This is a genomic window from Streptomyces sp. B15 (assembly GCF_018070605.1).
Classification (GTDB): domain Bacteria; phylum Actinomycetota; class Actinomycetes; order Streptomycetales; family Streptomycetaceae; genus Streptomyces; species Streptomyces smyrnaeus.
On record NZ_JAGPXJ010000152.1, the window covers coordinates 1 to 10,059 of the forward strand.

At 71.5% G+C, this 10,059-nt stretch carries 11 protein-coding genes; 6 read left to right on the plus strand and 5 right to left on the minus strand.

Annotated elements, in window-relative coordinates:
- From KBY19_RS34525 to KBY19_RS34540, 4 genes are all read right to left on the minus strand, one after another.
- A partial coding sequence (locus KBY19_RS34525; protein ID WP_210967416.1) for a dihydroxyacetone kinase subunit DhaK occupies positions 1 to 263 on the minus strand: 263 nt, incomplete at its 3' end.
- A 162-nt stretch (positions 264 to 425) separates the two neighbouring features.
- Entirely contained in the window at positions 426 to 1,880 is a 1,455-nt protein-coding gene (locus KBY19_RS34530) for an FGGY-family carbohydrate kinase (protein WP_210967417.1), read from the minus strand.
- Positions 1,877 to 2,968, minus strand: a complete 1,092-nt coding sequence (locus KBY19_RS34535; protein WP_099883398.1) for a 2-hydroxyacid dehydrogenase — start codon at positions 2,966 to 2,968, stop codon at positions 1,877 to 1,879. The genes KBY19_RS34530 and KBY19_RS34535 overlap by 4 nt, the downstream gene beginning before the upstream one ends.
- Complete coding sequence (locus KBY19_RS34540; RefSeq protein ID WP_099883397.1) at positions 2,965 to 3,636, minus strand: HAD family phosphatase; 672 nt, start codon at positions 3,634 to 3,636, stop codon at positions 2,965 to 2,967. The genes KBY19_RS34535 and KBY19_RS34540 overlap by 4 nt, the downstream gene beginning before the upstream one ends.
- 148 nt (positions 3,637 to 3,784) lie before the next feature.
- On the opposite strand from KBY19_RS34540, the gene KBY19_RS34545 reads away from it, so the two are divergent.
- Together KBY19_RS34545 and KBY19_RS34550 are read left to right on the plus strand one after the other, a co-directional pair.
- Entirely contained in the window at positions 3,785 to 4,570 is a 786-nt protein-coding gene (locus tag KBY19_RS34545; protein WP_210967418.1) for a DeoR/GlpR family DNA-binding transcription regulator, read from the plus strand.
- A gap of 158 nt (positions 4,571 to 4,728) precedes the next feature.
- Positions 4,729 to 6,051 carry an MFS transporter gene (locus KBY19_RS34550; protein WP_099883395.1) on the plus strand — a complete coding sequence of 441 codons (1,323 nt, stop codon included), beginning with the start codon at positions 4,729 to 4,731 and terminating at the stop codon, positions 6,049 to 6,051.
- A 115-nt stretch (positions 6,052 to 6,166) separates the two neighbouring features.
- Here KBY19_RS34550 and KBY19_RS34555 read toward each other — a convergent pair whose 3' ends face one another.
- Entirely contained in the window at positions 6,167 to 6,571 is a 405-nt protein-coding gene (locus KBY19_RS34555) for a DUF3224 domain-containing protein (RefSeq protein WP_210956766.1), read from the minus strand.
- 109 nt (positions 6,572 to 6,680) lie between these two features.
- Between KBY19_RS34555 and KBY19_RS34560 the strand changes: the two genes are divergently transcribed.
- The 4 genes from KBY19_RS34560 to KBY19_RS34575 form a co-directional block, all read left to right on the plus strand.
- The gene (locus tag KBY19_RS34560) at positions 6,681 to 7,673 is read left to right on the plus strand and encodes a YafY family protein (RefSeq protein ID WP_099883393.1); all 993 of its coding nucleotides are present in this window, start codon (positions 6,681 to 6,683) and stop codon (positions 7,671 to 7,673) included.
- A gap of 173 nt (positions 7,674 to 7,846) precedes the next feature.
- Entirely contained in the window at positions 7,847 to 8,767 is a 921-nt protein-coding gene (locus tag KBY19_RS34565) for a TetR/AcrR family transcriptional regulator (RefSeq protein ID WP_099883392.1), read from the plus strand.
- A gap of 40 nt (positions 8,768 to 8,807) precedes the next feature.
- Positions 8,808 to 9,698, plus strand: coding sequence for a 3-keto-5-aminohexanoate cleavage protein (locus tag KBY19_RS34570; protein ID WP_185017835.1), 891 nt, complete (start codon positions 8,808 to 8,810; stop codon positions 9,696 to 9,698).
- Between the two features lie 71 nt (positions 9,699 to 9,769).
- Positions 9,770 to 10,059 (plus strand): 3-hydroxyacyl-CoA dehydrogenase NAD-binding domain-containing protein (locus tag KBY19_RS34575; RefSeq protein ID WP_247691720.1); only part of this gene is annotated, 290 nt, incomplete at its 3' end.

Consider the following 10,059-nt stretch of genomic DNA (forward strand, 5'->3'; position numbering starts at 1 on the left):
TACGCCTGTGCGGCGGACGGGGAGGTGAAGACGTTGCCTATCACCGATCCGTCGGCGAACCCCTGGCCGACCACGCCGCAGAAGGCGGGGTAGTGGCCGGAGCCGCCGCCGGTCAGCACGGCGACCTTCGCGGTGCCGGGGCGGTGCGCCCTGACGACACCGCCGCCGCCCGGGACTGCGCGGACGTGGTCGGGGTGCGCCGCGACGAAGCCTTGGACCATGTCCTCGGCGAAGCGGGCCGGGTCGTTGAATACGCGGGTCATGGAGGACTCCAGCAGTTCGTTGTGCCCCGGGACCGGACAGCGCCGAGCCGCGACCGGAGTGGGTCCCGGTGCCGGAAGGCGCGAGGGCCGGGGCGGATTCACCAGGAGACGGGGTTGACCGGGGGGGTTCGCCGGGGGGCGGGGTTCACCAGCAGGCGGGATTCACCAGGACTGGCGGGCTGTTTCCAAGGTGTCGAGGTACCGGTGGTAGCCGTCCTCGTAGAAGGCGACCGCCGACTCGTCGGCGCGGGCGACACGGCCACCGGCTGCGGCGTCGGCGCTTCCGGCGTCGACGCCCAGCGCGCGCCACGCCACCCGCGCGGCGCCGCGGATGCCCACGGCGTCCTCACGTACATGCACGTCCCGCCCGAGCACACCGGCGAAGATGCGACCCCATTCGCCGGAGCGGGCTCCCCCGCCGCAGGCGGTGACGGCTCCGTCGACGCCGAGGGTCTCCAGGCAGTGCCGGGCCGAGTAGGCGACCGCTTCGCACAGGGCGCGGACCAGGTCGGCGCGGCCGGTCAGCGGAGAGAGCCCGTCCAGGCGCCCGCGGGCGCGGGCGTCCACGAAGGGTGCCCGCTCACCGCTGGTGGACAGGAACGGCAGGGCCGTCACTCCGGCGGCGCCGTACGGGGACTGGGCCAGCAGCGCGTCGAGTTCTTCGATGCGCACGCCGAGCATCCCCAGCAGCCAGTCCAGCCCCGCGGTGCCGATCATGGCGGGCATCACCCGCAGATACCGGCCCTCGTAGGGGGTGGCCAGGACCATGCCGGCCGCCTCGTCGGCCGCGCCCGGTGCGGGGTCGTCGCTCAGCACCTGGCAGGCCAGCGTCGTACCGACGATGAGGTTGCCCTCGCCGACCTGCTGAAGGCCCGAGCCGAAGCCGCAGGCGGGGATGTCGAAGGGGCCGGCGCTCACCGGCAGCCCGGCGGGCAGCCCCAGCTCGGCCGCCACCTTGGGCAGCAGGCCGAACAGCGCGCCGGGTGGCGCGGGTTCGGCCAGCAGTCCCCGCCAGCGGCCCAGTCCGCACAGCTCAAGCGCCTCGTCGTGGTAGCTGCGCCGTGCCACGTCCAGGAACGGCACCGAGGCGTCGGAGGCGTCCACCGTCCGCTCACCGGTGAAGCGCTGGGCGATGGCGTCGACGCAGTACCCGGCCACGTCGGCCGCGGCGAGCCGCTCGGGCTCGTGTTCGGCCAGGTGGGCCAGGAGCGGTCCGGCGGCGCCCGGGAACATGCCGGCCCCGGTGCGCCGGTAGACCTCCCGCGCCGTGCCGTCGGCGGCCCACTTGTCCAGGACGGGTGCCGCGCGGCCGTCCATCCACGACAGCGCGCGGCCGACCGGACGGCCGCGGGCGTCCCGCAGCCACAGGCCGTCGCCCTGACCGGTCAGCGCGAGGGCTTCGACGGGCTCGTTCGGGTCGAGCTGTGCGGCATCGGCGACGGCGGCCCGTACAACGGTGACGACCGTACCGATGACCTCGTCCATGTCCTGCTCGACGCGGTTGCCCGGCAGCGTGTAGAGCGTGCTGCGGGCCTCGTGCGCGGGGGTGGTGCGCCCGTCACGCGCGATGAGCTGGGCCTTGGTGACCGAGGTGCCGACGTCGACCCCGACGATCATGACTGCTGCCCTCCCCCGGCCGCTCCCGTGGTGTCGAACACCTCCGGGTTCACCACGAACTCGGGGCGCTCACCGCGCAGATACGCGGCCGCCTGCGCCGCGGTGATGGCCGCGGCACGGTCGGCGGTCTGCCGGGTGGCGCCCGCCAGGTGCGGAGTGGTGATGACGTTGGGCGCCCGGTGCAGCGGCCAGTCGGCGGGCGGCGGCTCGACGTCGTACACGTCCAGGGCCAGCGCGCCCAGATGGCCGGACTCCAGCATCGCGGGCAGCGGGCCGTAGTCCATGAGTTCACCGCGCGCGGAGTTGACGAGCACCGCGCCCTTGGGGAGCAGCTTGAGGTTGTCGGCGTTCAGCATGTGCCGTGTCTCGGGGGTGACGCGGGCGTGCAGACTGACGACCGAGCTGCGGCGCAGCAGCTCTTCCAGGGCCACCAGCTCCACACCGTCGGCCGCCGCCTTGGCCGGGTCGGCGTAGGGGTCGGCGACCAGCACCTCGGAGCCGAAGGCGCGCAGCACCCGGGCGACGATGGCCCCGATGGCGCCGTAGCCGACGAGCCCGACGGTGGTGCCGTCCAGCTCGATGCCCGCGTTCTCGATGGCGTAGTAGTCGCCGCGCCAGGTGCCCTTCTTCAGCTCCGCGTCGGAGGCGGGGATCCGGCGCAGCGCGGCGAGCATCAGCCCGAGCGCGAACTCGGCGGCGGCTGCCGCGTTGCGGCCGGGGGTGAAGGTGACGGGGATGCCGGCGCGGGTGGCGGCCTCGACGTCCACGTTGACGGGGCCGCCGCGGGCGACCGCGATCAGCTTGAGGTTCGGGGCCTCGCGGATGACGCGCTCGGTGAACGGCGCCATCTGGATGAGCGCCACCTCGGCGTCGCCGAGCGCTTCGAGCAGCTCGTCCTCGGTCCCGCTGGCCTCCTTGACGTTGCCGACGGGCCCGAAGGGGGTGTGCGGCCAGGGGGTGGTCCGGGTGCGGAAGTCCAGTGCGGTGCCCGGGGCGGCTTCCTTGAGCGCGTCGACGAACAACTGGGGGGCGATGAAGTGGTCGCCCGAGGCCAGCACCTTGATCGGGTCAGCTGTCGGGTCCGTCATGCCCGGTCACCTTCCTTGAGCTGGGAGAGCAGATAGCGGCGTACGTCGTCGTGGTCGCTCGCGCAGTGGGCGGCGCCCGCCAGCGCGTCGGCGGCCGGCGGATAGCCGGGGTTGGGGATGGCGACGACCGTCATCCCGGCCGCCGCGGCGGCGCGCAGCCCGTTGCTGGAGTCCTCGACCGCCAGGCAGTCGACCGCGGGGACGCCGAGCTTGTCGGCGGCCGCGAGGTAGACGTCCGGGCTGGGCTTCCCGCGCGGGACCTCTGCGCTGGAGACGGTGGCCTTGAAGTGGTGGTCGACTCCATGGTGCGCGAGGACGGCGTCGATCACGCGGCGCGGCGCGGAGGAGGCCAGCGCGATGGGCCCGCGCGCGGCGGCTTCGGTGATCATCTCGCGGGCGCCGGGCAGCAGCTCGATCTCCCCGTCCTCCAGCGCCTTGATCATGCCGTCCACGACGGTGCGCTCGGTGTCGGCGACGCTGTCGCCGCCGCCGGCGAACTCGGTGAGGAAGGCGGCCCATTCCGGGGCGCTCATTCCCTGGCAGCTCTTGGTCTGCTCGGGCCCCCACTGCTTACCGCGCTCGGCGGCGAACGCGGTCCACAGCCGCTCCCAGAGATGCTCGCTCTCGACGAGCACTCCGTCCATGTCAAACACCACTGCATCGGCCACGGCCGGAACTCCTCACCTTCGGCTCCCAGCAAATTAACACTGCTTCTGTTATCTGTCACTCATGCGTTGATACGCCCACCACAAGTGATGTGAGGCTTCCACTGGTCCGGGGGCCGAACCGAACCGTACGGGGTGCAGGATGGTCCGTATGACCGCCCATTCAGCAGCGCGCGCCACGCGCCAGAAGCGTCAGCAGCAGATCGTCGACCACGTGCTGGCCAAGGGCGACGCCTCGGTGGCCGAGCTGACGGAGCTGACCGGCGTCAGCGTGATGACCGTGCACCGGGACATCGCCGAACTCGCCGATCGCGGCATCCTGCGCAAGTACCACGGCGGAGTCTCGGCCCAGCCCTCCACCGTCTTCGAGTCCAGCTCGGACTTCCGGCTGCACGCGCACACCGGCGAGAAGGAGGCGCTGGCCAGGGCCGCGCTGGAGTTCGTGACGCCGGGCATGTCGCTGATGCTGGACGACTCGACCACCGCACTGGCCTTCGCGAAGCTGCTGCCGCAGGTGGGACCGCTGACCGTGGTGACCAACTACCGGCTGATCACCGAGGAGCTGCGACCCGTGGAGGACGTACGGCTCATCGGGATCGGCGGCGAGTACTCGCGCACCCACGACTCGTGGATCGGGCTCTCCGCGCTGGAGATGATCAAAAGCTTCTCGGTGGATCTGACCGTCGTGTCCACCTCCGCCATCACCGGCACCATGACCTACCACCAGGAGCAGGAGATCGTCGCCCTGAAACGCGCGATGCGGGAGGCCGGCTCGGTGAGCGTGCTGCTGATGGACCACAGCAAGGTCGGCCGCAGCGCCCTGCACCGGCTCGACCCGGTGCGCGCGTTCGACCATGTGGTGCTGTCCGGCCCGGTGGACGACGAGCTGGTGGCGGAGCTGCGGAAGCTGACGGACGTACGGGTCGTGCGGGCGTAGCGAACCCTCCCGCGACAGGGGTCCGGCTACGCGAGCGGTTCGCGCTGTTACGCGGTAGCGAACTTGACCGTTACTTTTAACATAGCTCTTGATATTTCTCGCAGGCGGGCTGAGGATCTGCGGTGCACCAACTGGTTACCTCAGAGCGGAGGCCCCCGATGACGGATCCAGCGACCCGAGCCCCTGACGGAGGGCTACTCGATCGCATAGGGCTGCCGAAGCCCCTGGTCCTCGGATACATCGGCGTACTGCTGTTCATGATCGGCGACGGGGTCGAGAGCGGGTTCATCGCGCCCTACATGGCCGACCACGGCGCGGGCACCGATGTGAAGGCCGGCTACGTCATCACCGCCTACGGCGTCGCCGTGATGCTGGCCTCCTGGTTCTCCGGCGCGCTGTCCGAGGTGTGGGGCCCGCGCAAGGTGATGTGGGTCGGCCTGGGCATCTGGGCGGTCTTCGACGCGCTCTACCTGGTCTTCGCGCTGGGCACCGAGAACTACCCGATGATGCTGATCCTCTACGGCATCCGCGGCTTCGGCTATCCGCTCTTCGCCTTCGGCTTCCTCGTCTGGATCACCGGTACAGCGCCGAAGGCCCGGCTGGGCACCGCCGTGGGCTGGTTCTACTTCGCCTTCACCGGCGGCCTGCCCACCCTCGGCTCCCTGTGGTCCAGCTTCACCATCCCCGCCATCGGCGAGATGGGCACCCTGTGGAGCGCGCTCGGCCTCATCCTGCTCGGCGGCGCCGTCGCACTGGTGGGCGCCAAGCGGCGGGCGGGCGGCGAACGGCTGGCCGACCCCGGCGTGACCACGGGCCAGTCGCTCTTCAACAGCGTCTCGATCGTCTGGACCCACCCGCGTGTCCTGGTCGGCTGCCTGGTGCGGATCATCAACACCGCACCCGAGTTCGGCATGCTCGTGTATCTGCCGCGGATCTTCTCCGACGACGTCGGCTTCGGCACCGACAAATGGCTCCAGCTGCTGGCGATCATCTACGGCACCAACATCTTCTTCAACCTGATCTTCGGCGCCGTCTCCGACAAGATCGGCTGGCGCACCACCATCGCCACGTTCGGCGCCTTCGGCTGCGCGATCAGTGTGACGGTGCTGTACTTCGTACCGACCTGGCTGGGCCCGGACTACTACTGGGTCGCCGTGCTCGCCGGCATGCTGTACGGCGCCACGCTGGCCGGCTTCGTGCCCATCTCCGCGCTGATCCCGAACATGGCCCCCGACAACAAGGGCGGCGCGATGGCGCTCCTCAACCTCGGCGCGGGCGGCGCCGCCTTCGTGGGTCCGGCCATCGCCTCGCTGTTCCTCCCGCTGGTGGGAGCGGGCGGCGTGACCATCGTCTTCCTGGTGCTGTACCTGGTCGCCATGGTGCTGACCTTCTTCCTCAAGATGCCCGAGGAGCAGGGCGGCTCCGGCTCCCCCGTCGCCGCCTCACCGCCTGGCAAGAGCTCGGCCCCCACGCCGGCCTGAGGTTCCACCGAGGGGGTGCCCCGGCCCGCAGCTTGCGGGCAGCGGGTGGCCGGTGGCCTGCCGCGCTGTTCCCCGCGCCCCTTCGGGGCGAGGGGAACAGCCGGTTCTGACGGCGTCACAGGTCGTAAGAGAAGGTCACCTTCACCTCCTGCTCCCCCTCACGCACCTCGTAGGCCCCCGTCCCGGCCAGGCCGGAGAGTTCTCCCGTGCCCGAGCCCGGGACCACCTCGAAGGTGCAGCGGATGACGCCCTCCGCGAAGGTGCCCTGGTGCTGGACGGCGAAGGTGCCCTGGTGGCCGTCGACCGACCCGGTCAGCAGCTCCGTCCCGCAGAAGGAGCCGCACTTCCCGGCGGTGTAGGTCAACAGGTACTGGCAGGTGGTGCCCTCCGCCTCGATGCCGCCCCTGAAGTCGTTGACGATGACTGCGTGCGCCAGCCGCGGGCCGCGGTCGGAGTCGGTGACGTTCTTCTCGTCCCAGGTCGAGACGGTGAAAACGGCGTCGGTGGACTGCTGGGTCATATGAGACGGCCTTTCGCTGCGGTTGCTGTTCGACGGCGTACCGGCATCCTTCCGGCCGTACCTGACACCTTGTGTCAGGTACGGCGGACCAGGCCGCGAGAATGGCGGCATGCGCGCCGACCGGCTCCTCTCGCTGCTCCTCCTGCTGCAAGGCCGCGGCCGGATGACGGCGCCCGAACTCGCCGCCGACCTGGGTGTCTCCGTCCGCACCGTCTACCGCGACATCGAGGCGCTCAGCGCCTCCGGCGTCCCCGTCTACGCCGACCGCGGCCCGGCGGGCGGCTACCGGCTGATGGACGGGTACCGCACCCGCCTCACCGGGCTGACCGACCACGAGGCGGGCTCCCTCTTCCTGTCCGGACTCCCGGGCCCCGCCCGGGAGCTGGGGCTCGGTGCCGTACTGACCACAGCCCAGCTGAAGGTGCGCGCCGCGCTCCCCGACGCGCTCGCCGAGCACAGCCGGCGCATCCAGGACCGGTTCCATCTGGATGCGCCGGGCTGGTTCCGGGACGCGGACCCGGTGCCGTATCTGCCGCAGGTCGCCGATGCGGTGTGGGAGCAGCGGGTACTGCATGTGCGCTACCAGCGCTGGCAGGGCGAGGTGCGGCGCGCGCTGCACCCGCTGGGCATCGTCCTCAAGGGCGGCATCTGGTACGCGGTAGCGGTGGCCGCGGTCCAGGACGCGGACGGCGAGGGCGCCGTCCGTACGTACCGGATCTCCCGGCTGGTGGAGGTCAGCACCGCCGACGAGACCTTCGAGCGGCCCGCGGGGTTCGACCTGCCCGGCTACTGGGAGGCGTCGACGCGTCGACTGGAGGCGCGGCTCCGCCACGACGTGGCCCGTATCCGGCTCTCCCCGGCGGGCCGACGGCTGCTCGTCGCGAAGTTCGGTACCTCGGGCGAGCGTGCGCTGGAGGGCGCGGGACCGCCGGACGAGGACGGATGGGCCGAGATGGAGCTGGCCGTCGAGTCGCTGCCGGTCGCCGTCTCCGATCTGCTCAGCCTGGGCGCGGAGGCGGAGGTGCTGGGGCCGCCCGCGCTGCGGGAGGCCGTGATCGAAGCCGTCCGCGCCCTGGCGGCCCGCTATCCACCGGCAGTCTGAGCGAACGCCGACGACGAGGCCGGGCAGCCCAGGACCTCTGCGTGTTGCGCTCCTGACTGATGCATCAGTCAGGAGCGCAATTACTTCTGCTTCACCGGATCTACCTGCGCAAATACCAACAAAACGGCCCCCCGTTCGTTGCGCCTATCTCAACGCGCCCGTACGGTGGCCGCATGGGGAACACAGCGGGCGACAGGATCCAGGACGGCGCGGGCGAGATTGCCGAGCGCGTCCGCAAGGTCGTCGAGGCCGCCGGATGCAGCCAGCGGGAGTTCGCCCGGCGCATCGTGATGGACCCGTCCAAGCTCTCCCGTTCACTCGGCGGCACCCGCCGCTTCACCGTCGCGGAGCTGGCGCGGATCGCCGACGCGGGGCAGGTCGACGCCGGATGGCTGCTCGGATCCGGCAGCACCGGGTCCGACGAGCCGAGGACCCCGAGCGTCGCGCCGGCCCCCGGCAGCGGGACGCGGACGCCCGTGCTCCCCTCCGCCGGACGCCCGCTGCAGATCGTGCGGGAGACGGTGCGGCTCATCGCGGAGCACGGTTTCCATGCCGTCCGAGTGGCCGACATCGCCGCGGCGTGCGACACCAGCACCGCCGCCATCCACTACCACTTCCCCGGCCGCGCCGAGCTGCTGGAGGCGGCGGTGCGCTGGTGCATGGACGAGGACACCGCCCGCCGCGCGGCTCGGATCGCCGAGGCCGGCGCCACCGAGGACGCCGCCGCAGAACTGGATGAGCTCCTCGCGCTACAGACACCCCGTACCGAGCAGCAGCGGCGGCAGTGGCTGGTGTGGCTCGATCTGTGGGCCGAGGCCGCGCGCTCGACCGCGATCGGACGCCTGCATGTCGACTACTACCGGCAGTGGCGCACCACCGTCGCCGACGTCGTCCGGCGCGGTATCGCCCAGGGCGTCTTCCGCGAGGTCGACCCCGAGTTCAGCGCCCTGCGACTGACCGCGCTCGTCGACGGGCTGGCCTCCCAGGTGCTGGCCAGCGCCGCCGGAGCCGAGGACGGGACCAGCCCCGACGACATGTACGCGGCGCTGCGCGCGTATGTGCGGACCGAGCTCCTCCCCAAGGCCACCGACTGAGCACCGACCACCCCGCCCACCCCCTCCCGGAGGTATCGCCATGCCCATGAACGAGAACGTCATCATCACCGCCGCCCTCACCGGCGCCGGTGACACCGTCGGGCGCAGCCCGCATGTGCCCGTCACCCCCGAGCAGATAGCCGTATCGGCCGTCGAGGCGGCCGAGGCGGGCGCCGCCGTCGTGCACATCCACGTACGCGACCCCGAGACCGGCGCCCCCTCGCGGGACCGGAAGCTGTACCGCGAGGTCGTCGAGCGGATCAAGGAGACCGGTACGGACGTCGTCATCAATCTGACGGCCGGTATGGGCGGCGATCTGGTGCTCGACGCGGACCAGCCGCTGGAGAAGGGCGCCCTGGAGGGTACGGACCTGGTCGGCGGCCTCGACCGGCTGCCGCATGTGGAGGACCTGCTGCCCGACATCTGCACCCTGGACTGCGGTTCGCTCAACTTCGGAGACCAGCTGTACATCTCCACGACGGAGATGCTGCGCAAGGGGGCACGGCGCATCCAGGAACTCGGCGTCAAGCCGGAGCTGGAGATCTTCGACACGGGGCAGCTGTGGTTCGCCAAGCAGCTGCGGGACGAGGGGCTGCTGGACGAGCCGACCCTCTTCCAGCTGTGCATGGGCATCCCGTGGGGCGCCCCGGCGGACCCGGGCGTGCTGCAGTCGATGGTCAACTTCCTGCCGGCGGGCGCGCAGTGGGCCTCGTTCGCGCTGGGGCGGATGCAGATGCCGTGGGTGGCGCAGTCGATTCTGCTCGGCGGAAATGTGCGGGTGGGGTTGGAGGACAACCTGTATCTGAGCCGGGGTGTGAAGGCGACGAACGCGCAGTTGGTGGAGCGCGCCGTGACCATCACCGAGTCCCTGGGGGCCTCGGTGGCCTCCCCCGCCGAGGCCCGCGCCCGGCTGGGGCTCGCGCCCCGGTGACCCCCGCCCCGCCCCCCGTCCCCCGAGCCCCGTCCCCCGATAGACAGCACGAGCACGAAGGAGCCCACACCATGACGACAGCACTCCCTCCCGATGAGGTGCGCCGGGTCACCTGTGTCGGCGCCGGTGTCATAGGCGGCGGCTGGGTCGCCCACTTCCTGGCCCGCGGTTACGACGTCACCGCGTGGGACCCCGCACCGGACGCCCCCGAGAAGTTGCGCCGCATGGTGGATGCGGCCTGGCCGGCGCTCACCCGGCTGGGGTTGGCCGAAGGCGCGTCGCCGGAGCGGCTCACCTTCGCGCCGACCCTCGAAGAGGCCTGCGCCAAGGCGCAGTTCGTGCAGGAGAGCGCGCCGGAGAA

Excerpts from the sequence above, each read along its gene's own strand:
- KBY19_RS34530 (WP_210967417.1), bottom strand. The coding sequence starts at position 1,880 with ATGATCGTCGGGGTCGACGTCGGCACCTCGGTCACCAAGGCCCAGCTC.
- KBY19_RS34535 (WP_099883398.1), bottom strand. The coding sequence starts at position 2,968 with ATGACGGACCCGACAGCTGACCCGATCAAGGTGCTGGCCTCGGGCGAC.
- KBY19_RS34545 (WP_210967418.1), top strand. The coding sequence starts at position 3,785 with ATGACCGCCCATTCAGCAGCGCGCGCCACGCGCCAGAAGCGTCAGCAG.
- KBY19_RS34550 (WP_099883395.1), top strand. The coding sequence starts at position 4,729 with ATGACGGATCCAGCGACCCGAGCCCCTGACGGAGGGCTACTCGATCGC.
- KBY19_RS34555 (WP_210956766.1), bottom strand. The coding sequence starts at position 6,571 with ATGACCCAGCAGTCCACCGACGCCGTTTTCACCGTCTCGACCTGGGAC.
- KBY19_RS34560 (WP_099883393.1), top strand. The coding sequence starts at position 6,681 with ATGCGCGCCGACCGGCTCCTCTCGCTGCTCCTCCTGCTGCAAGGCCGC.
- KBY19_RS34565 (WP_099883392.1), top strand. The coding sequence starts at position 7,847 with ATGGGGAACACAGCGGGCGACAGGATCCAGGACGGCGCGGGCGAGATT.
- KBY19_RS34570 (WP_185017835.1), top strand. The coding sequence starts at position 8,808 with ATGCCCATGAACGAGAACGTCATCATCACCGCCGCCCTCACCGGCGCC.